Source organism: Marinomonas foliarum, assembly GCF_016906065.1.
Taxonomy (GTDB): Bacteria; Pseudomonadota; Gammaproteobacteria; order Pseudomonadales; family Marinomonadaceae; genus Marinomonas; species Marinomonas foliarum.
In genome coordinates this window covers 3,317,922-3,340,512 of sequence record NZ_CP070273.1, presented here as the reverse complement: position 1 = coordinate 3,340,512, position 22,591 = coordinate 3,317,922, and the positions used below count along the sequence as shown (strand labels likewise).

Here is a 22,591-nt window from a genome sequence, read left to right as displayed (position 1 = left end):
TTATTTGATGACCACTTTTCTAAACATGCCAGGCATGTGATATAGCAAATGGCAGTGATATGCCCATTGCCCCAAGGCGTCTGCGGTGACTAAATAGCTGATTTTTGAACCAGGCTGAACCATCACAGTATGCTTACGTGGAATGTAATCAGGGTCTCCTGTTTCTAACTCGCTCCATACACCATGTAGATGCATGGGATGAATCATCATGGTGTCGTTCACCAAGGTAATTCGCACTCTTTCGTTATACGCCAATTCAAGTGGAGCGGAATCAGCAAAATTGATTCCATTAATTGACCACATATAACGATTCATATTGCCCGTTAGATGCAGCTGGATTTCTCGAGTGGGTTGACGTTTATCATGAGTAGGATGCAAGCCTTTTAGGTCTGCGTAGGTCAGTACTTTACGGTTATAGTTCGCTTGATGATCCCTTAAGCCAATACCTGGGTCGTTAAGGCCGCTTTGAGGCATGCCTGATTGCATGTCTACTTGAGGACCATTTTCTGAATCTAGATGCTTAATCTCATTGTCACTGCCGTAACCTGCTAAACCTAAAGTAGGCATAACCATACTTGGCTGACTGAGATCCATCCCTTCCATGCCAGTCATTGAGCCTGAACCCATTGCCATTTTGCTGTGATCCATGCCTTCCATGCCAGCCATTGAGCCTGAACCCATTGCCATTTTGCTGTGATCCATGCCTTCCATGCCAGCCATTGAGCCTGAGCCCATTGCCATTTTGCTGTGGTCCATGCCTTCCATGCCCGACATAGAGTCTGAACCCATTGCCATTTTACTGTGGTCCATGCCTTCCATGCCCGACATAGAGTCCGAACCCATCGCCATTTTACTGTGGTCCATGCCTTCCATGCCCGACATAGAGTCCGAACCCATCGCCATTTTACTGTGGTCCGTGCCCTCCATATTCATGCCCATATCGCCATGCCCTAAGATCGGCATAGGGTCCATATCAGGGATTTTGGCCGTGAACATTTCATCTGACGTGAAGTTACCAACGGTATAACCAGAACGGTCAATGCTCTGAACGAAAATACAATAAGCATCCTCCATCTTCGGCTCGACTATCACATCGTAAGTTTCCGCAACACCAATTCGAAATTCATCGATGGTAACAGGCTGAACATTTTGTCCATCACTCGCTACCACGGTCATTTTTAAACCTGGAATTCGCACATCAAATATCGTCATCGCAGAGCTATTAATAAAGCGAAGACGAACTTTTTCTCCTTGTTTAAAGAGTGCTTGCCAAGGTTGTGCCGGTGGGTTCCCATTCATTAAATACGTATAGGTGGCGCCCGTGACATCAGAAATATCTCGGTCACTCATACGTTCCTGATTCCACATGGAGCGTGCTCTCCATGTGTTCACCAACCCTTGTTTTTTGATATCAGAAAACAAATCAGACATCGTTCTTTCACTGTAATTGTAATAGTCTGATTGCTTCTTTAAATTCGCATATATCGTTTCAGGCGCCTCATCCGACCAGTCCGACAGCATGATGACATGCTCCCGATCAAACACAACAGGGTCTGCTTCTTTAGGGTCTATAACAATCGCGCCATACACTCCCGTTTGTTCTTGAAAACCTGAATGACTGTGATACCAATAGGTACCACTTTGCTTAACTGGAAATTTATATTCGAATGTTTCTCCCGGTTTGATGCCCGCAAAACTAAGGCCAGGAACGCCATCCATTTCTGTCGGTAAAATCATCCCATGCCAGTGCAAAGAGCTGTCATGATCAAGATTGTTTTTTACTCTTAGCGTGACCGTTTCACCTTCTTTCCAGCGTAACAAGGGTCCGGGAAACAGTTGATTAATGACCGTTGCTCTAGCAGGCGTTCCCGTAAAATTAACGGTTTTATAATCAATGCTTAAATCAAAAACTTTCCCAGATAACTGAGTTAAAGATTGGCCAATGGCACTTGCTAGTGCATTTTTTGAAAACGGAATGGTAGTTAAAGCCAGCATGGCAGAAGCACCAAATACAAACTGACGACGGCTAAGCACTGTACCGCTCGATGATTTGTTCTGCTCTTCGTGTGAAGGTTTGAATACTGTCATAAACTGAACTCCCTTAATCTAATTAAACCCACAACACCTGTTTGCAGGTGCAACCAAATAATGTAATGAATAAAAGACATAATTGTCTCCAACAATGTTCTTGAGAAGATCCAATACAGGCATTATCCCTGTAGTGGATAAAAGGTTAATAATAGAAAATAACGGTTAGTGACCTTGGAGCGTCCGACAAAACGACGGATTCATCCAAAGATTAAGAAAGTATCGGAGGGCGATATAAAGAAGAGCTATTCAACGGTGGCTCTTGTTGAACTAGATGAGCACTACTCTGACTCAGTTGAGAGCCGTAATAAATCCACTGACGATCAATGATCGCGGCCATCGACATGCAAACGCTCATCGGACACGAGCTTTTGTCTTTGCAACAATCTAACGCATTCGTGACCGGCAATATTTGAACATACTGATCTGTGTGTGTTTCAACAGACGCGTTGTGCAACGAAGCCTTATGATCGACCATCGAGCCATAAGTAGCAGTAGCAGTAAGTTGCATTGAGTGATATGCCATTGGACCAGCCACAGAAGTCATTGTCTGGCTAACAAACACGAGCAAAACAAATATAATGATAACGATTTTATTTTGTCTCATTATTCTTCCCCCAATCAACTTTCACCCCAAACAACATCACTTTAAATACACCTCTAATTAATGCATTGGAGGACCAACAAACGTCGTAAATATCGCCGTGACCACCAAAATAGAAGAAGCGATCATTTTTTCCATTAAAATAGATTTTTGAATAAGAAATGTATTACCGCGTTTCAGTATTAACGGCACAAGATGTAATTTATGGTATGCCGCCATCACCAGAATAACAACGACCAAAGCAAGTTTCACCAACAACCAGAAACCATAGTCTGACGAGAATAAGTCTTGCCATCCTGTCAGAACATAGCTCATCCATGCTCCACAGATAATCAAAATCAAAACAGCAACCGCTGCAAGTTCGCCAAAACGCTCTAAGATTCGATTAGATTCCTGGTGCGTGGATTTTCGCGCAACCAACCACAAAGGGAATAGCAACCCTAACCACCAAGCAGCAATCAAGATATGAGTAAAGAATATAATTTGATAATACCAAGCTTGCTCTGTCGCATGACCCGTGAATGAAAACGAATAAATCAAACTGGCTATGCCCAAGGAAGCGACCATTAATGCAAGGCGTGAAAATGGCCACAGACTGAAGGCACGATCCGACCCAAGGGTAAATGACGCTATGATCACCAAGCAATAACCAATCACATTAGCGATTAAGGTACTGCCCGCAGGCGAATCCCAATAGATAGAGACCATCATAGGGTCAAACATGAGCGATAGACCCTCTTCCATCGCCCCACCAACGAGGATAAAAAAATAAGCTATTGTCGCCACTAAACCAATCAACGCACCTCCTCGTACGTACCTTTTTATACTACTCAATAAAGCAGACTGATGACGCAACAAACAAAATGCAAATAGCCCACCTACAACGCTTGATATACCAAAATACAATAACCAACGTGTCAATAATTGCGCGATTTCCCAGTTCGTTAACATCATACAGCCCCTTTTTTATAAAATGAAAAGCCTAAAAGATATAATCTAATTAGCCAGTTGAACTAAACAGTTTAAATGTTCAAATTAATGCTGCATAAAACCATAAGAGCCTTTCATCATGTGTCCATCTTCGCCCATTGCTTTCCAATGAACTGTATAACTGTCCGGCGCCAACATTGGTAACATAGTTTGAAAATTTTTCGTTGTTGCACCGTCACGATTAAACCGAACCGACACGGGCTTACCTTTAGATCCTACTACCTTGAGACTTACAACTTTCATAGGGTTCGGGAAATTTAGCTCTACTCGTTCTGCTTGAGCCATTAGCATGGCACCGTCTTTGGGGTATGTCATGGTCATCATACCGTGTGCAAATACGTTAACGGAGGCCACCAAAGCCAATGTAGAAAATGCCAATTTCATAGTTTTCATAGTTTTCATGTTATTACCTTTTACGTTGTTGATAAATTTTTAAACGGATACAAAGAGGGGATCTCTTTATATCAACGATCTCTAAAAGTTCCGAAAAAACACTCTTTTAATACTGATTAAATTAAGACATCTGTTTCAATGACGATTTTTTCCATAGAAAATACACCGCAGGCAACACTAATAACGTCAGCACGACTGCGCTCACCATACCACCAACCATAGGCGCGGCGATTCGACTCATCACCTCCGATCCCGTTCCAGTACCATATAGAATTGGCAGCAAGCCGATAATGATGGATACCGCCGTCATCATCACCGGACGAACTCGCATACCAGAGCCATGAAGCACCGCATGGTAAAGCGTGTCCGCGCGAGGTAAGACGCCTTTTTCAGCGCATTTTTTTTGTGTCTCTGCCCAAGCTTGATTCAAATACATCAGCATAATGACGCCGATTTCCACGGCCACGCCAGCCAGCGCAATAAAGCCAACCCCCACTGCAACCGAGAAGTTGAAACCAGATAAATACATCAACCAGATACTACCCACCATAGCAAATGGCAAGGTGCCCATAATGATCGCCACCTCGGAGAAGTTACGGAAGTTGATATACAAGAGGACAATGATAATGGCCAATGTGAGCGGAACCACATAGGTCAGCTTTTCTTTTGCCCGTTGCATATACTCATATTGACCAGACCAATTTAATGAATAACCTGCTGGTAATTGCACTTGGTCTGCTACGATTTTTTGTGCGTTTTCGACATAACGGCCAATATCTACACCTTCAATGTCCACAAAGGTCCAACCGTTTAAACGCGCGTTTTCACTTTTTAATCCTGGCGGACCTTCTTCCACATAAACATCAGCAATATCCCCTAAAGCAATTCGTAAACCATTCGGAGTCACGATTGGCAAAAGGGCTAATTGCTCTGGTGAATCACGATATTCTTGTGGATAGCGAACATTAATGGGATAGCGCTCAAGCCCCTCAATAGTATTAGTGACATTCATGCCACCCACCGCCGAAGAGATAAGCTCTTGAACATCTTGAATGTTCAACCCATAACGCGATGCCTTCGCGCGATTAATGTCTATATTGACGTAACGACCACCGGCCACACGCTCAGAATAAACCGATGCCGTGCCTTCAACTGGTTTCAAGATTTTCTCTAGCTGCAAACCAATATCTTGAATCACTTTCAGATCAGGACCTGCAACCTTTATACCCACAGGGGTTTTGATGCCCGTTGCCAGCATGTCGATTCGTGTTTTGATCGGCATTACCCAAGCGTTAGTAATGCCAGGGATCTTGACCAGCTGATCAAGCTCTTGCTTGATCTTGTCGCTGGTCATGCCGTCTCGCCATTCAGAGTGAGGCTTGAGTTGAATAAAGGTTTCGATCATCGTCAAAGGTGCTGGGTCTGTCGCGGTTTCTGCACGGCCAACCTTCCCAAAGACAGTTTTCACTTCTGGCAAGGTCGCAATCAGTTTATTGGTTTGCTGTAATACCTGACGTGCTTGTCCGATGGAGATCCCCGGATACGCTGTTGGCATATACATCAAATCACCTTCGTCTAAGTTAGGAATAAACTCACTTCCCAACTTATTTAACGGCCACATACCAATGGCGAATATAGCAATCGCTACCAAAATGGTCGTTTTCGGAAAGTTCAACACAGCTTTTAACGCCGGCATATACACCGCAATCAAAGCCCGATTAACAGGGTTTTTATGCTCAGGCAAGACCTTACCTCTCACAAAGTACCCCATCAAAACAGGGACGAGGGTGATGGCTAATGCCGCCGATGCAGCCATTGCATAGGTTTTGGTATAGGCCAACGGGCCAAACATTCGCCCTTCTTGGGATTCCAAGGTAAACACAGGCACAAAACTGACGGTGATAATCAGCAGACTAAAGAATAACGCGGGGCCGACTTCGGTAGCCGCGGCGGTCACAACCTGCCAACGGTTTTCCTTGGTCATTTCGACTTTTTCCATATGCTTATGGAGATTTTCTATCATCACGATTGCGCCATCAATCATGGCGCCGATGGCAATCGCAATACCGCCAAGCGACATGATATTGGCATTAATACCCTGCAAATGCATGACGATGAAGGCAGTCAAAATACCGACAGGCAGACTGATGATGGCCACTAAAGAGGAACGCACATGAAAAAGAAACACCATACAAACCAACGCAACCACAAGGAACTCTTCCAGCAGTTTGGTCCATAAATTCTCCACAGCACGATCAATCAAACCAGAACGATCATAAACAGTCACCACCTCAACGCCTTTTGGCAAGCTGGATTTCAAGGTTTCCAATTTCGCTTTTACGCCTTCGATGGTTTTCTGTGCGTTTTCACCAAAACGCATCACCACCACGCCGCCGACGGTTTCGCCTTCGCCATTTAGATCCGCTAACCCTCGACGCATTTGTGGGCCAATACCAACGTCTGCCACATCTTTGATCGTCAGCGGTGTGCCACTTTCACTGACGCCAAGCGGAATCATTTCAATATCTTCGACGCTCTGTATATAACCAGACGCTCGAACCATGTATTCAGCTTCAGCCATTTCAATGACCGACGCGCCGACTTCCTGATTACCGCGTTTAATGGCATTTTGAATGTGACTCAATGGCATGTTTAACGCGCGCAATTTATCTGGATTCACACTTACCTGATATTGCTTCACCATGCCGCCAATGGGCGCCACTTCCGATACGCCAGGCACGGTTTGTAATTCATACTTCAAGAACCAGTCTTGCAGTGAACGCAATTGACTCAAGTCGTTTTGACCGGTTTTATCGACCAAGGCGTATAAATACACCCAGCCGACACCCGTTGCGTCTGGCCCCAATTGCGCCCTTGCGTTACTCGGCAAGGATGGCGCAACCTGACTTAAATACTCCAACACTCGGCTTCTCGCCCAATACATATCGGTATCTTCATCAAAAATCACGTAGACATACGAATCTCCAAAGAACGAATAACCGCGCACTGTTTGAGCACCGGGCACAGACAACATCGCCGTGGTCAACGGGTACGTAACTTGATCTTCAACCACTTGCGGCGCTTGTCCTGGATAGCTGGTTTTAATGATAACTTGCACATCAGACAAGTCAGGAATGGCATCAACGGGAGTATTCTTTAACGAATACAAGCCAGCGCCCACTAAAATAAAAGTAGCCAATAACACCATGAATCGGTTGTTTATGGACCAACGAATGATCGCTTCAATCATGATATTCCCCTACTCCGTGTCAGCGTCAAAATAGTCAGTGACCATGAATTTCACACTGCTTTCCCGCGTAATCTCAAGCTGAATATCTTTACCAATTGGCAATTCATCCAGCGTCAACCAATCAGCTAACTCAAAGTCCATCGTCATCTTTGGCCATTTCCAATCAGTAATAGCATCATGATTCACATTCACCATCCGCGTTGTCGCATCAATACGATTAATGCGTGCGGCTACCCAAACATTGTTGGTAGGTTCTGCTGCTGACATTTCATTATCAGACATTGCCGTGTTAGCCATTTCAGTGCTGCTGGCAGGCATTGCCATCTGCTCACTGTCTATATTCATGCGTTTGAAATCCGAGCTTTTGCTGGATTCAGAGTCCAACAAAAACTGCGCCGATGTCACGACCTCATCACCCAGCACCAAGCCGTCTAAAATTTCCACGTAGTCATCACCGAACGCGCCGGTTTCGACTGCAATCGATTTATAACGCCCTTCACCCAATGCCAGTACCACGCGGCTTTGCTCGCCGCCACGAATTAAAGCTTCTTTTGGAATCAATCGTTTTTTACCTGGCTCGGTGGTTTCAATACGAACATGGGCAAACATATCTGGCTTCAGAAGTTGCTCGGGGTTATCTAAACGAATGCGAACACGCAAAGTGCGATTTTTGGCATTTAGAGTCGGATAAATAAAATCCACGTTACTGCTGAAAGTTTTCCCCGGTAGGAAATCCATAACAGCCTCAACCGGTTGCCCCACCGCGACAAGATGCGCTTGGCGCTCAAACACTTCGGCATCCAACCACACCTCACTCAAATCCGCGATCGACATCAAAGTTGTGCCTGGCTTAATATAGAAACCATCTTGAATTCCAAGGTTGTCAATAACGCCGCTTTGTGGCGCAAAAAATCGCACTGTTTGAGACACTTTGCGCTTTGTCTTTAACGCTTGGATAAAACTGCTCGACACTTGCAGAGCTTTTAGCCTTTCTTCACCCGCGTTGATCATGCGCTGGTCTTTGCGCGCTAACGCAAAGACAAATTCTTCCTGCGCATTCACTAAGGTTGGTGAATACAAATCGAACAAAGGCTGACCTTTTTCAACTGAATCACCATTGAATTTAATAAAGCTCTTTTCGATCCAACCTTCGACACGAGGGTGAATATGAACAATCTTGTCTTCGTTGTAAGCCAAATAGCCCACAGTACGAATGTCTGGTTTCAGCACGCCTTCAAACACTTTTTCTGTTCTCACACCAAGGTTATTAACCACTTCAGGCGAGATGCTTACAGTACCAGCGCCCTGATTATTGGAACCTTGGTCATCACCATAAAAAGGGATTAAATCCATTCCCATAGGAGATTGACCCGGCTTGTCACGACGGTAATTTGGGTCCATTGGCGCCACCCAATATAAAGGTGCTTTTTCATCTTTCGTGACTGATGCACCAGCATTCATTTCCCCGTTCATAGCATTAAATGCTTGAAGACCAAAGTGATAACCCGTAGCCGAAAGAACGCCACCTAGTACAAATACACCGATATACCCGATTACTTTCATTTGAGTTTCACCTCTTCACTTTGTGCCATTACATAATTCAATTCGGCTAAGCGCTTGAAGCGCTCGATACGAATATTTAATAATTCAATATGTGCATTTAATGTATCGATGCGCGCCTGAACTACATCCGAGAAAACACCATCATTGCTGGTATAAGCATTCAACATGGCTTGCGCACTTTCTCTGTAACTAGGAAGTAACTTGGTTTGATACAGACGAATTCGTTGATCTAGCAAGTTAATATCAGATGTCAGAACACGATATTTCGCCATGAGTTCATTCAGCACAAGCTGCTTTTCAGAAAGAAAAGACTCGACTTGTAAGGTCGCGGCTTTCACCTGAGCATCCTGTCGACTAGACGAAAAGATTGGCACGCTGACACTCACCGCAATCGACGCCAGATCGGCTCGATCTTTGCCGCTTAGATCATCGCCGCGATAACCGTAACCCAAGGTAACGCCCCATTCTGGTTTGTACTTTTGCTCGGCAATCGATTTATCTATCTGCGCGGTATTGGATTGAACATCGACAATGCGAACCAACGGATGCTGGCTCAGACGAGCCGCCAAGGAATTTGGTGGAAGAATACTAGACGGGGTTACCATAATGGGTTCACCCGTTGTTTTCAGAGTGATTGCTTGATCAGCTGTGTTCTGATCAACCATGGTCGGAAGAATATATTGGGACAATTTTTTCAGTGCATTTTCTTTCGCTTGACGAAGCTGAGTTAGACGATGATCTAACTTAATCAACTCCAGTTCAGAACGCACTAAATCTTGCTGTTTGGCTCGCCCGTACGCCGAGCTATAACTGCTTTCCACTACCTCATGAAGTTGTTCGAACAAGGTTCTATTTTGCTTCACGAGCTTGATGCTCTCTTCGTAACTGTATACCGTTAGCCAAAGATTCGATACCTCCATTGCTAACATCGCGCGACGATTATCTCGCATCAAGGGCATTTGATCGCCTTGCACAGCGTACTTTTCCCCTGTTAAACGTAAGGTATCGCCAGCTGGAAACATCTGCGATACCGACACGTTAAATTGCGTCATCGCTTCTTGGTTAAAATCAAAACTGTCAGTTGGCATATTCAATAAACCAACATTGATTTTTGGATCCGGCAACGCCGTCATGCCTTGGCTTAAGGCGCGAATAGCATTCTCTTTCTGCTGGCTGGAAATCAACCAGTCATCTTGGGAGACGGCTTTTTCCACCGCTTGTTGCAGGCTTAACACTTCTGCGCTCGCAACAAGTGGCAGCAACGACAATAAGAAAACGGAGGCAATACGATTCGTTTTACCGATTAAAAATTGACGGCAATAGACACTCTGTAATACATGACAGAATGCCAAAAATTTGTTTTTGGCCATTGGCTTGAGTACTCATTTTTAAATTCATAAAATCTCAACGCACATTAAAGCGATGAGTGAAACTGCGAATTTAAGAAATGACTATAGGGGGGAAATAAGGCGTATTTGGGTGGGTAGAAACGTAGAATTCAGACGACAGAGTCGTGTGAACAGAAGAAATATTGTCAGAATCAGAATGATAGCTGACCAGTAAGCCTGAAAAGCTACTGCAATGATTGTCCATACAGTTTTGGTGATTGTGCTCTGATGTCAAACTAGAGCATTCGTCCATCGAATCAGACGTACAAGAGATCCCCTTATCAGGAGACATATCATGATCCGATAATTCTGACGTGTCATGCATTTCCATAGACATCATATTCGAGCTCGATAACATCATACTGTTCGTTGCCATTGCCATCGAAAATAACGATAGTACAAACAGCAAAAAGCACACGAAACCGTGTTTTCTCGCTGATATGCTGATGTTATTTAAAACAAATGATGGCATTTATAAAACTCTCTGCAACTAATCAACAAACTATATGTTAGTAAAAAGCTTAAAGCAACTCAAACTTAAATTTTGATAATCATTTGGACTTCCCAGACTTTACAAGACAACAATTGACATAAAAACCTATCTAAATCGAGGTTTTCATAAACTTCAAGTATATCGTCACCATTGGTTTCATCATTCCATTTATCCATGGACTAAAAAAATACTTCCTTATATTTCCGCACTTTCAGATATCGAAAAAAGAAACACTTAAGTTGCCTTACATCGAAATAGCAACTAATATGTTTCTATAAATTAAAAAGCAACTTATTAGTTTCCTTATGATGAATCTACTACAGCAAATCAAAAATCGTCGTTTAGCACTGAAACTCAAGCAGAATGAAATGCCAATGCGTATTGGCATTTCTAGGCAGCAGTACCAACGGCTGGAAGCAAAAGGCAACCCAAGACTTGATACTCTTGAACTGATTGCCAAAGGTCTCAATAGCGATGTCATGCTGATTCCAAAAGAAAAGCTGAATGCTGTTTTAGCTGTTCTTGAAAGTGATGGTAACAACACATCTTTACCGCACAAACAGCCTGATCATTCTGATGAACAAAAACAACTATCGGATGATCCATGGAAAGGATTACTAGAAGACAAAGATGGAGACGAAGATGACAACGGAAATTAGTGTTCTTAAGTTGACGTTACATGGCCATCTAGTGGGATATTTGGCGGGGGCAAAAAATGGACGTAATATTCTTCATTTTGCTGAAAGCTTTCAATCTAATATAGCGCGCCCCACTTTTAGCTTAAGGAACATACGAACAAGTAAGACAATTTTTAGCTGACTTTCAGCTTGTGACAGTATTTCCTCAGAAGCGACATTTAATCACCACTTAACCCACTTGTAAGGTACTTCAAGCACCTTACAACCGTTATTTGGACGGATTAACCCCGTGCAGAACGTATCATCTGATCTACTCGTAACAAATTTCCAAGTGCAAACAGCACGGCGAGTTTGTTGTCATTTTTAGACAGGCCTTTGTAGACGACTTTGCGGAACCCAAACTGGCATTTCAGTATTCTAAACGGGTGCTCGACTTTCGCTCGGATACTCGCCTTTAAGTATTCCGTTCGGATCAGCTGCTTGTTGAGGCGGGGGTGCTTTTTCCAAGCACGTATCTTGCTGGGCATCTCAGCTACTAACCAATCGACATTCTTATCTTTTGTTTCTGTGCGCTTTTCTACGCCACGGTAGCCAGAGTCCGCCGATACAAATGACTCATTGCCATGAAGAAGTTCCGTCAACTGGTTTAAATCGTGATCATTGGCAGGCGTCGTGGTGAAGCTGTGAACTAACCCACGCTTTGCATCAACACCGATGTGAGCTTTCATGCCAAAGAACCATTGTTTTCCCTTTTGCGTTTGGTGCATTTCGGGATCGCGTGCATTAGATTTATTTTTGGTGGAACTTGCTGCCTCAATAATCGTCGCATCAACGATTGTCCCTTCTTTAAAGTAGGTGCCAGAATCAGACAGCCATTTGTTTACTTCTTTGAAGAGTTTACGACCCAGCTTATGCTTCTCAAGCAGGTGACGGAAATTCATGATGGTCGTGTGGTCTGGGATCGCACCTTCTAATGATAGGCCAGCAAACAGCCGCATAGAGGTGATCTCGTAAAGGGCATCTTCCATCGCTGGATCACTCATGTTGTACCAGTTCTGCATAAAGTGAATGCGTAGCATGGTAGCGAGAGGGTATGGACGCCGACCATTGCCAGCTTTTGGGTAAAACGGCTCAATCTGAGCTTCGAGCTGTAGCCATGGAATCAGCTCATTCATCCGACCAAGGAAGAGCTCTTTGCGAGTCTTGCGGCGTTTGCTGGTAAATTCGGTATCGGCGAAGGAAAGCTGATTCATGTCATTCGGTCTTGAGGTAATGGTCAGATCGGCATTGTCTCATATTGGGGACTTAATCGCAGTTTCCTTAACATCATACAGCCCCTTTTTTATAAAATGAAAAGCCTAAAAGATATAATCTAATTAGCCAGTTGAACTAAACAGTTTAAATGTTCAAATTAATGCTGCATAAAACCATAAGAGCCTTTCATCATGTGTCCATCTTCGCCCATTGCTTTCCAATGAACTGTATAACTGTCCGGCGCCAACATTGGTAACATAGTTTGAAAATTTTTCGTTGTTGCACCGTCACGATTAAACCGAACCGACACGGGCTTACCTTTAGATCCTACTACCTTGAGACTTACAACTTTCGGGTAAGCGGATTAAATGGTTGATCTTACCTTTGCATGAGAGTGAGACAGACCGGCATCTCATCGGATTATCTGGTTGATGCTTCACCTACTGCTGGTGCATGTTTCCTTCGCTAATTCCAGCAAGAACCCCACACGCCTCAACTTCCCGGTCATCGTTGCAACTCGCTCTCAGTGAAACGAGTTGTTTCTCAAGCGCTTGCAGAGCGGTTATCTGCGATCCCACATGAGAGATGTGATCATCGAGCAAGGTGTTGACGGCGGTACAAGGCTGATGAGGGTCGTCCTGATAGCTCTGTAGTTCGTGAATCTCAGCCAGTGACAGGCCCAGGATTCTGCAGCGACGGATGAAGGCCAGCCCCTCACCATGCTTCTTGGTATAGACACGGTAACCGTTGTCCTGCCGATCAGGCGGCGGCAACAAGCCCTGCTGTTCATAGAAGCGGATCGTCTGTGTTTCGACCCCTACCAACTGCGCCAACTGACCAATGCGCATCAGCCTCCTCCCCAACGGATTCTTTACTCTATTGACATTATAGTAGCTTTATAGTTTTAAATGGTACCACAACATTTTGTTCAAGTGGAGTAGTATCATGAGAAAATCCTGTGGTGGCGCCTGTGGCGCTGATGCAACGTCCGCAGCGGATACCGATATACAGGCCTCCTCCGAGGCGCCAGGGAGATGGGTCAGTGTTTATGCCGTGCCGAAGATGGACTGTCCATCAGAAGAACGAATGATTCGCCTAGCCCTGAACGGCTTTGAGGAGATTCGGGCGCTGTCCTTCGACTTGTCGAACCGCCGGCTGAAGGTCGTGCATGACGGCGAGGTCGAGCCCGTCACCTCGAAATTGAAGACCTTGGGGCTAGGCGCCTCGCTTCAGGAAACCGTCGCTGCAAATCCGGAGACCATCAAGGCCGCCGAGTTTTCGGCAGCTTCTGCTAAGCAAGAATCCGGGACCCTGCGCTGGTTGCTCGGCATCAATGCACTTCTGTTCGTGGTGGAAATGACTGCCGGTCTGATCGCCCGGTCCACCGGCCTGATTGGAGAATCCCTGGACAATTTTGCCGATGCGGCGGTGTACGGGCTTGCCCTTTATGCGGTTGGACATAGCGTGAAAATGCAGGTACGTGCCGCGCATCTTGCTGGTGTACTGCAACTGATCTTGGCTGTGGGCGTACTCATAGAGGTGGTGAGACGCTTTGTATTCGGTAGTGAGCCTGAATCGCTGGTGATGATGGCTATCGCATTCGTCGCATTGATTGCCAATACCAGTTGTCTGCTGCTCATATCCAAACATCGGGAGGGCGGGGCGCACATGAAGGCAAGCTGGATATTCTCGGCCAACGACGTGGTGATCAACCTGGGGGTCATCACCGCCGGCGCTCTGGTCGCGTGGACCGGGTCCAATTATCCGGATCTGATTATCGGCACCATCGCGGGGGTAATTGTACTTAACGGTGCTAGACGCATTCTGGCGTTGAAGGGTTAAATAATGCTCATTATTGGCAAAAAGCTCTCGCCGTATGCCCTATTGTCCATATCGGGCCTGCTGGCAGCGTCTGATCAGGCTGTAAAGTGGCTGGTGCAGCAATCAATGGCCTATGGCGAGTATGTTTCGGTGACCCCGTTCTTTAACTGGGTGCACCTATGGAACACCGGTGCCGCATTCAGTCTTTTTGCGAATGGTGGAGGCTGGCAGCGCTACTTTTTTATCGGAATCGCGGTAGTGGTCTCGATTTTTCTGATCAAGCTGATCCTTGAAAATCGTCATAAAGGAGAAGCCATCGCTTACAGTCTTATCCTCGGTGGCGCCATGGGCAACCTGATTGACCGGGTCTTTCGCGGCTATGTTGTGGATTCCTTTGATTTCTATTGGCGAGACTGGCATTGGCCGGCCTTCAACCTGGCTGATATTGCAATTGTCCTCGGTGCCTTACTTTTCGTTTCCAGCAGCTTGTTGGGTAAAAAAGCAAACACCAATGTCGAGTCGGATGGATCTGACTGACACCTACGCCTATACAACACCATGACCGAACTTCCCGACAACATCCTTCACCTGCCGCAATACCAAGTACTGGGCTGCAAATCAACCGACGACGAAATGCACTTCCAGGTGGACGTGCCCGATCCCATCGCCTGCGAGGAATGCGGTGTGCAGGGTGAGTTCGTACGGTTCGGCAAGCGTGACGTTCCCTATCGTGATCTGCCCATCCACGGCAAGCGGGTCACTCTCTGGGTGGTCCGCCGCCGATACACCTGCCGGGCCTGCAAGACAACATTCAGGCCCCAGCTACCGGAGATGGTGGACGGATTCCGTATGACACTGCGGCTGCATGAGTACGTGGAGAAGGAATCCTTCAACCACCCCTACACCTTTGTGGCGGCACAGACCGGCCTGGACGAGAAGACGGTGCGCGACATCTTCAACACCCGCGCCGAGTTCCTGGGGCGCTGGCACCGCTTCGAGACGCCCCGCATCCTGGGCATTGACGAGCTATACCTGAACAAGCGCTACCGCTGCATTCTGACCAACATTGAGGAGCGAACCCTGCTCGACCTGCTGGCCACCCGCCGCCAGGACGTGGTGACCAACTACCTGATGAAGCTGAAAGACCGGCAGAAGGTCGAGATCGTCAGCATGGACATGTGGAACCCCTACCGGGCAGCGGTCAAGGCTGTGCTGCCCCAGGCCCGTATCGTGGTCGATAAGTTCCATGTGGTGCGTATGGCCAACGATGCCCTAGAGAGAGTGCGCAAGGGCCTCAGAAAGGAGCTGAAACCGTCCCAGCTCTCAAGGGAGACCGGAAAATCCTGCTGAAACGCGCTCACGAAGTCTCAGACCGGGAGCGCCTCATCATGGAGACCTGGACAGGCGCGTTCCCGCAACTGCTGGCCGCCTACGAGCACAAGGAGCGCTTCTACGGCATCTGGGACGCCACCACACGGCTCCAGGCAGAAGCCGCCCTGGACGAGTGGATAGCCACCATCCCGAAGGGCCAAAAGGAAGTCTGGAGCGATCTGGTCAGGGCAGCGGGAAACTGGCGCGAAGAGACCATGACCTACTTCGAGACGGACATGCCCGTCACCAACGCTTACACGGAGTCCATCAACCGACTGGCCAAGGACAAGAACCGTGAAGGGCGCGGTTACTCCTTCGAGGTGATGCGGGCACGAATGCTCTACACCACGAAGCACAAGAAGAAGGCACCGACTGCGAAGGTCTCTCCTTTCTACAAGAAAACCATCGGTTACGGACTGCCGGACTTCGCAGAGGAACTCAACTACGGAGTCGATCTATCAACCATCTGAGGGTGGTATCAGATTGATGGGGTGAAGGTGCCCCATCAACCATTAAATCCGTATACCCAGAAAAAATACTTCCATGTTGAAGGGGCAAGACACTGGGTGTTTGCGATCTGATGATCGGATTAATGGCATAAGCCAACGGTTGCGGCTGTTTTCAGCATCGACCGTTCTGATCGTAAGGCACATTAAAATACGTAGTGCAGTGAATCCCTACAATCCGACATGGAACGCTTATTTGGAGCGCCGCCATCGATCGATTTCCCCATTGTGAAGCTCGGTCATATCAAGGCTGTTGAGAGGCTTGAGCCGTATGAGGGGTGACTCTCAAGTACGGTTCTTAGGGGAGGATGGTGTGGTAACACACTGTCCTTACCCGACTAAAAGCACATATTGGAGTCGATGCCAAACGTGGCTTGGTGCATAGTTTCACCACCACTTCTGCCAATGAACATGACCTAAACCAAATCACTGAGCTCATGCATGGCGATGAGACGTTTGTCTCTGCTGACTCGGGCTACCGTGGCGTGGAAAAACGTGAGGAAACCAAAGATAAGACGTTGGAGTGGTTGATTGCGGAGATGCCAAGCAAGGTTCGGGAATGGAAAAAGCATCCCCGTATTAATAAAATCCCCATCAATACTGAGTACATAAAAGCGAGCATCAGAGCAAAAGTAGAGCACCCGTTTCGGATACTGAAGTGCCAGTTTGGCTTCCGCAAAGTGGTCTATAAAGGTCTATCAAAAAATGACAATAAGCTCGCGGTGTTGTTTGCACTGGGAAACATACTGCGAGTGGATCAGATGATAAGGTCTGCACGGGGTTAATCCGTCTTGATGATGGTAGTTAGAGCTTTTAAGCCTCCAACTAGGGAATAGACACACTAAAAACCGAGGTTTTAAGTAAATTAAAGAGCGAATCAGGCCAGCTGCGACTTAGTGCTAATAATCTGACTTAATCGCACGTTCCTTAGCCAGTATTATCAAAACGCAAACGGCCGATTACTGGGAAGCATTTCTAAATGAAAGACGTATTCCTGCTGCTCGTATTCGCCGTATGGAAGAAGTCATGGCCGATCCGCAAATCGCCGCTCGTAATGCAATACAAACACTGAATGATCCAGACAGCCAAGTAAATGGCTTAAAGGTGCCAGTGTCTGCGTTTAATTTATCCAGCAGCCCAGCACAAGTGAACAAAGCCCCTCAGCCAATCGGTGCACAAAGCGCAGAACTGCTCAAAGAGCTTGGCTACTCAGAACAAGACATCGCCAAGATGCGAGAACAAGGCGCCACAAACTAGGTATCTAGCGAAATACCATCGTATTTTTCCAAAGGGCGAACTCATTCCAGATAATTTGCCCTTTTTACCGTATAAAATACATTCAAGATAAGCATAAATTTTATCGTGACGAGGAACTTAACTCAGCGCTAGAATTCCGTTTGACAGTACTTTTTCTTTTCCATCAAAGGCCACAACAATGATCTACACAGTGGAATGCTCATTCAATGATCCAGCTAAAGAAGCAGAATGGAATAAGTTTTACAGTAACGACAAACTGCCCGCACTTATTTCTGTCAACGGTTTCTTCACCTCTCAACGCTTCATTGCATTAACCAAAGACTGCCCGCGTTATCTCGCCATACACAGCATAGACGAAGCAGACGTACTAACCAGCCAGCATTACAAACAAGCTGGCGGCGGTAACTTTGCTAAATGGCAAGAACACATCACAGATTGGCACCGCAATATTTACGATATGCCCAAACGAGCACAAGCCGTGAATGACGATGAATACTTACTTTGTAGCGAAGAATCGCCGCAAGCTTTGCTAGACCTTGGGTTGGAACCCATTAGGTTAAACGCCATTGCATTAGATAAATATCCTGCAAAGCGTTGGTTGGCGGTAGCTAGCCATCTCTCATTAGATGAAATCAAAGCTGGCTCAGCAAAAATCCATATCTACCAAGCCATGGGAAAACAACTTAAAAGCTTTTAAGACCGCTGCAATAACTGATTAATAAAGAAAGTAGACTTTTCCCTTAACATCTTCGCTTGGCCATTTAGTGATTCTACCGATTGGCTCATCTGTAACGCTTCATCGTTGACGCTTTGCGCTTGATGATAAATTTCACTAGATGACTGTTGAGCATCCTCTGCTTGATGAACCAAGGCGTTCAGCCTTTCCCGAATGTCATGGGTTGACGTTCGTTGAAGCTGAACACTGTCGGCTACTTCTTGGGAGATATTATTAATCTGATTAATAATCACTGACGTGCTTTCTAATCCTTTGATGGTTTGTTCTATCGTGGTTCGAACCAATTCAATTTGATCCGAAATACTGTCGGTGGCTTGGGAAGTTTGCGAAGCAAGGTTTTTCACTTCCGACGCCACCACGGCAAAGCCTCGACCTGCTTCACCAGCTCGGGCGGCTTCAATCGCCGCGTTCAAAGCCAATAAATTGGTTTGATCCGCGATGGATTTTATTAAGCCAATCACTTCACCAATATTCACCGCCGCAGACGACATTTTTTGAATCAAGGCATCCGAACGTTCTGCTTCTTCGACACCCGTTAAAGAAGCATCTGTAGCTTGAGAGATTTTATCAGAGATCACTTGCGAGCCTTCCCAAAGCTCACTAACTGAGGCCGAAAGCGTTTGCATGTTTTGTGCCGAGACGTCAGTTATTTCCGAGGTTCGTTGCGCTTCTTTTAGTGTCGTTTGAATCGCTGTCACCAAATGCCCAGATGACGTATTGAGGCTTGCTGCCGAATCATTAATGTCATTGGCGACACTTTCTACATCGTCTTTAAATTGGTTAGTAAAACCTTCTAACAGCTCTTTATTTTCCAAAATCGAAATCGTATAAGGCGTTTTACCAACCATGCTCAAGGTCACAATGGCGGATGTGGTAAAAGTACTGCCATCGGCTTTTTTATAGGTTAAACCACCACGCCAATATCGATACTTTTTCAGCTGAACTTTGCCTTTTTCCATCATCTCATCACGAGTTCTTCCGCCTGGCTGAATCTCGTTTAAAATCGTATTAAGGTGTTTACCTTTTAACTGAGCCGCCGATTTATAACCTAGCGCCTTCAACATGGCGCTATTCACAAAGGCTAAGCCTTTGTTTCGACCTGAACCTAAGCAATTAATAAAAGCGGGAGACGATAAGTTTTCGATCACTTGATGACCAAGAGCTTGCTGACCAATGAATTGACTAAATAAAGTCGTTATTTTCATCTCTAACATCCTTTCATAATTCGCTGATTTTCAAACCGATTAACCTTTATCTTTGCTGCTACGACAAGAATGTCATACAGACTCATAGCAATATCATTTAGGCTATGCTTCGCCGTAAAAACAGCTTCAACGCCGATCGTCTCTAATGCATTTTTGTCTGAAGCTGGAATCACGCCACCTATGAAAATGGGGCAATCAGTACGGATTTTTTGAGTAAGTTGTGTAACAAAAGGAATATGCGCTCCCGATAAAATCGATAAGCCAATACCATCGTATTGATACATCCCATCTTGCTGGATAATGTCGTCAAGGCTAGAAAAAATAGGCAAGTAATCCACTTCGATACCAAGGTCTCGAAGTAAAGAAACAATCACTTTCGCACCTCGGTCGTGGCCGTCCAAGCCTACCTTAGCGACTAAAAAGCGCAGCGGTCGACCCAACTGACTCGACAATGCTTGATAGCGCTTAACCATCTCCGCATCAAGATGAGCGCAAAATAGTGCTGGTTCTATGTGCTCTGGTTTCAAGTAACGCGAGTTTTCATCCGTCAGCGCCTTGATGCATTCCCCAACCGTGACTCTGGCTCGGATCGCCTCAATGGTAAAAGGCATGAGGTTTTGCTTACTTCTCGCTGCGGCTTGCAACGCCTGCAAAGCACGTTTAACGGCACCATCATCACGCTTTAATTTTAACAGGGCGAGCTTTTTTGATTGTAGCAACAGCGTTTTGTCCGAGGCGATTACGCGCTCATTTTGAGGGCTCAATGACGAACTTTGATAGCAATTTTTGCCCACGATCTTTTTGTTTAAAGCTTCTTCATCCATGGCGGTTTGTAACGCCTGCCGATGAATAAAAGCCGTTAATTGGCCCGATGCCACCAGCGCCAACACGCCGCCTTCTATCTCTATGTTATTTTGCATGGTTCGCACATACTCGATCATGCTTTGGGTCGCGCTTTCCATCATGTAAGAACCGCCCCAAGGGTCAACCACATCGCCGATGCCTGTTTCATGTTGCAAAATAAATTGTGTTTCTAATGCCACTTTACTAGCTTGATCCGAAGGTAAAGAGATGGCTTCATCATAAGAGTTGGTATGCAGGGATTGCGTACCACCGAAAACGCCAGCCATGGCTTCGATAGTCGTACGCACAATGTTATTGAGCGGTGAGCTTTCGGTTAGCGACACGCCCGAGGTTTGGCAATGCATTTTCAGCCGTTTTGCGCTCTCGGAACGAATACCAAATTCGTCTAATAATTCACTCCATAAAAAACGCGCGGCTCTTAGCTTTGCCACCTCTTTATAGAAACTCATGCCAAGGCCAAAGAAAAAGCTCAAGCGTTTAGCAACGAATTCAAGGTCGATACCTTGCTGCTGAAAGTGAGTTAAATACGCTCGTGCATTGGCCATGGTTAGAGCGAGCTCAAGCTCTGGGGATGCTCCGGCCTCTTGGAAGTGATAACCTGAAATCGACATGCTATTAAAGCGTGGCATGTGTTCCGAACAATAAGCCACCACATCAGACACCACTTCCATGGAAAAATCCGGTGAGTGAATATAGGTATTGCGGGCGATGTACTCTTTGAGAATATCGTTTTGAATGGTGCCGCTAAGCTTATCAGGCGCTACGCCCTGCTCTTCAGCAGCGACGATATAACACGCCATAATAGGCAACACTGCGCCATTCATCGTCATGGACACACTGACATTGCCAAGATCAATGCCATCAAACAACACCGCCATATCTTCAACAGAATCAATGGCAACGCCCGTTCGCCCCACATCGGCGGCCGCCAGATCATGGTCTGAGTCAAAGCCTAAATGCGTGGGCAAATCAAACGCCACCGATAAACCCGTTTGCCCTTGCAACAAGGCGCGCTTAAAAAACGCATTGGTTTCCAGTGCTCCTTCAAAACCAGCGTATTGACGAATCGTCCAAGGCTTTTGCTGATACATTTTTTCATATGGGCCACGCACAAAAGGCGCCGTTCCATGGGCATCACGCCAAGAGTCAGCCGTTTCTGGCACCATCGAATACACGCCTTCGATCTTGGCTAAAGAAGGCACTTTCATGATTCGCCCCCTACATCTGTTGAATTTTTTAAACCAGCTTGCTTCTCTTGAAATCGGACAAGTGAATGATCCAGATAGCGTTTTCGAGTGATGACATTGGCAATAAGAGCGTGATCCGATTGACGATAAAGGCGCCCGCAATGGCTCAGCAATGATGAGTCTTGATCAGCAGATGGCATGGCGTACAGGTCAACTTCTAATCCATCGTCTAGATTGATATTGCCATAGTAGCAAATAGTACGTTCAACGGTTTGCCACAAGGCCATACTGTTTCGCTCAGAAGTGTGATTGAGCGCTTGTAAATCTGATTGAAAAAAGCGTTCAGCGCGATCTATAACGGCTTGAAATTGCGCGAAATATAAGAAATCCGCCCCATTAAAATCCGCATAAGGACAAGGCTGATACAAAAAAGGCCGCTCACTGACAGACAGTGCCACATCGGACAAGGTTCGCCCTACTTTGTGTTGTGCCATCATTTGGCTTGCCGCCTCGCAAGCGAACCAATCACCCTTCGCCATTTCACCACGAGCAACACTTTGGTTATTACCAAGTTCGGATCGGCTGACAAAGCTGGATAACAATGCCACTTGAGCGATAGGCTGCCTAGCCATCCCAACGCTATCCATATCGCCTTCTTCGAGATAAAAATCATGACAGCTATATGAACGAGATGGTGAGACACGCGTCAGCTGCGTCTCTATCCATAATCGGCTGTTTTCAGTCACTTGATGCAATGCCGCGTAACTGATTTTCACCACAAGAAACGCGGCGTACATATGTCGACCTTGTTGATCGACAAAGTTTGGAGTAGGTAAATCAAGGCGTTTTGCTAACGCAAGCCAATGTTGATGACCGCATTCCTTGAGTAGCCAGTTTTCACTCAAACCGCCCAAGGCTAACTGTGGCATTCCAATAAAATAGTCTTGCGAGACAGAAACGTAATCCATTGATTTTTCTGCCAT

Annotated in this window: 18 protein-coding genes and 3 pseudogenes; 7 read left to right on the top strand and 14 right to left on the bottom strand. The window is 46.1% G+C overall.

Annotated features, from left to right (window positions below; translation table 11 throughout):
* The 8 genes from JSY38_RS15510 to JSY38_RS15475 all read right to left on the bottom strand — a co-directional run bounded on the left by JSY38_RS15510 (position 1) and on the right by JSY38_RS15475 (position 10,748).
* Complete coding sequence (locus JSY38_RS15510) at positions 1-2,088, bottom strand: copper resistance system multicopper oxidase (protein ID WP_114413438.1); 2,088 nt, start codon at positions 2,086-2,088, stop codon at positions 1-3.
* 211 nt (positions 2,089-2,299) lie between these two features.
* On the bottom strand, positions 2,300-2,695 hold the full coding sequence (locus JSY38_RS15505) for a hypothetical protein (RefSeq protein WP_024024988.1): 396 nt from the start codon (positions 2,693-2,695) through the stop codon (positions 2,300-2,302).
* Between the two features lie 57 nt (positions 2,696-2,752).
* Entirely contained in the window at positions 2,753-3,646 is an 894-nt protein-coding gene (locus JSY38_RS15500) for a copper resistance D family protein (RefSeq protein WP_024024989.1), read from the bottom strand.
* An 81-nt stretch (positions 3,647-3,727) separates the two neighbouring features.
* The gene (locus JSY38_RS15495) at positions 3,728-4,084 is read right to left on the bottom strand and encodes a copper resistance CopC family protein (protein ID WP_239543995.1); all 357 of its coding nucleotides are present in this window, start codon (positions 4,082-4,084) and stop codon (positions 3,728-3,730) included.
* Between the two features lie 112 nt (positions 4,085-4,196).
* The gene (locus tag JSY38_RS15490) at positions 4,197-7,325 is read right to left on the bottom strand and encodes an efflux RND transporter permease subunit (protein ID WP_205114017.1); all 3,129 of its coding nucleotides are present in this window, start codon (positions 7,323-7,325) and stop codon (positions 4,197-4,199) included.
* Between the two features lie 9 nt (positions 7,326-7,334).
* Positions 7,335-8,888 (bottom strand): efflux RND transporter periplasmic adaptor subunit, encoded by a 1,554-nt coding sequence (locus tag JSY38_RS15485; RefSeq protein WP_024024478.1) that lies wholly within the window; start codon positions 8,886-8,888, stop codon positions 7,335-7,337.
* Positions 8,885-10,258: a TolC family protein gene (locus JSY38_RS15480; RefSeq protein ID WP_024024479.1), complete on the bottom strand. Its 1,374-nt coding sequence runs from the start codon at positions 10,256-10,258 to the stop codon at positions 8,885-8,887. The genes JSY38_RS15485 and JSY38_RS15480 overlap by 4 nt, the downstream gene beginning before the upstream one ends.
* A 70-nt stretch (positions 10,259-10,328) precedes the next feature.
* A complete protein-coding gene (locus JSY38_RS15475) occupies positions 10,329-10,748 on the bottom strand; it encodes a PHD finger domain-containing protein (protein WP_147270570.1) in 420 nt (139 codons plus the stop codon).
* Positions 10,749-11,074: 326 nt separating this feature from the next.
* Between JSY38_RS15475 and JSY38_RS15470 the strand changes: the two genes are divergently transcribed.
* Positions 11,075-11,428 (top strand): helix-turn-helix transcriptional regulator, encoded by a 354-nt coding sequence (locus JSY38_RS15470; RefSeq protein ID WP_024024481.1) that lies wholly within the window; start codon positions 11,075-11,077, stop codon positions 11,426-11,428.
* 260 nt (positions 11,429-11,688) lie between these two features.
* Here the strand turns inward: JSY38_RS15470 and JSY38_RS15465 are convergent, their stop codons facing one another.
* The 3 genes and pseudogenes from JSY38_RS15465 to cadR form a co-directional block, all read right to left on the bottom strand.
* Entirely contained in the window at positions 11,689-12,660 is a 972-nt protein-coding gene (locus JSY38_RS15465) for an IS5 family transposase (RefSeq protein ID WP_067038543.1), read from the bottom strand.
* Positions 12,661-12,818: 158 nt separating this feature from the next.
* Positions 12,819-12,995: pseudogene (locus tag JSY38_RS15460) on the bottom strand (copper resistance protein CopC); the annotation flags it as partial.
* Positions 12,996-13,101: 106 nt separating this feature from the next.
* Entirely contained in the window at positions 13,102-13,509 is a 408-nt protein-coding gene (gene cadR, locus JSY38_RS15455; RefSeq protein ID WP_205114013.1) for a Cd(II)/Pb(II)-responsive transcriptional regulator, read from the bottom strand.
* 97 nt (positions 13,510-13,606) lie between these two features.
* On the opposite strand from cadR, the gene JSY38_RS15450 reads away from it, so the two are divergent.
* The 6 genes and pseudogenes from JSY38_RS15450 (at position 13,607) to JSY38_RS15425 (ending at position 18,313) form a co-directional block, all read left to right on the top strand.
* Positions 13,607-14,503, top strand: coding sequence for a cation efflux transmembrane domain-containing protein (locus JSY38_RS15450; protein ID WP_205114011.1), 897 nt, complete (start codon positions 13,607-13,609; stop codon positions 14,501-14,503).
* 3 nt (positions 14,504-14,506) lie between these two features.
* The gene (lspA, locus tag JSY38_RS15445; RefSeq protein ID WP_205114009.1) at positions 14,507-15,019 is read left to right on the top strand and encodes a signal peptidase II; all 513 of its coding nucleotides are present in this window, start codon (positions 14,507-14,509) and stop codon (positions 15,017-15,019) included.
* A gap of 21 nt (positions 15,020-15,040) precedes the next feature.
* Positions 15,041-16,323: pseudogene (locus JSY38_RS15440) on the top strand (ISL3-like element ISPpu12 family transposase).
* 374 nt (positions 16,324-16,697) lie between these two features.
* Positions 16,698-17,144, top strand: a pseudogene (locus JSY38_RS15435) (IS5/IS1182 family transposase); the annotation flags it as partial.
* 130 nt (positions 17,145-17,274) lie between these two features.
* On the top strand, positions 17,275-17,616 hold the full coding sequence (locus JSY38_RS15430; RefSeq protein ID WP_114413697.1) for a CoA transferase: 342 nt from the start codon (positions 17,275-17,277) through the stop codon (positions 17,614-17,616).
* 178 nt (positions 17,617-17,794) lie between these two features.
* On the top strand, positions 17,795-18,313 hold the full coding sequence (locus tag JSY38_RS15425; protein WP_114413696.1) for a sugar ABC transporter: 519 nt from the start codon (positions 17,795-17,797) through the stop codon (positions 18,311-18,313).
* Here JSY38_RS15425 and JSY38_RS15420 read toward each other — a convergent pair.
* Genes JSY38_RS15420 through JSY38_RS15410 form a run of 3 tightly spaced genes read right to left on the bottom strand, consistent with a single transcriptional unit; the run spans position 18,310 to position 22,591 of the window.
* Complete coding sequence (locus tag JSY38_RS15420) at positions 18,310-19,557, bottom strand: methyl-accepting chemotaxis protein (RefSeq protein ID WP_239543994.1); 1,248 nt, start codon at positions 19,555-19,557, stop codon at positions 18,310-18,312. The two genes, JSY38_RS15425 and JSY38_RS15420, sit on opposite strands and share 4 nt — an antisense overlap.
* 2 nt (positions 19,558-19,559) lie before the next feature.
* On the bottom strand, positions 19,560-21,629 hold the full coding sequence (locus JSY38_RS15415) for a methylmalonyl-CoA mutase family protein (protein ID WP_205114005.1): 2,070 nt from the start codon (positions 21,627-21,629) through the stop codon (positions 19,560-19,562).
* The gene (locus tag JSY38_RS15410) at positions 21,626-22,591 is read right to left on the bottom strand and encodes a Pnap_2097 family protein (protein WP_205114003.1); all 966 of its coding nucleotides are present in this window, start codon (positions 22,589-22,591) and stop codon (positions 21,626-21,628) included. Before JSY38_RS15410 ends, JSY38_RS15415 begins: the two co-directional genes overlap by 4 nt.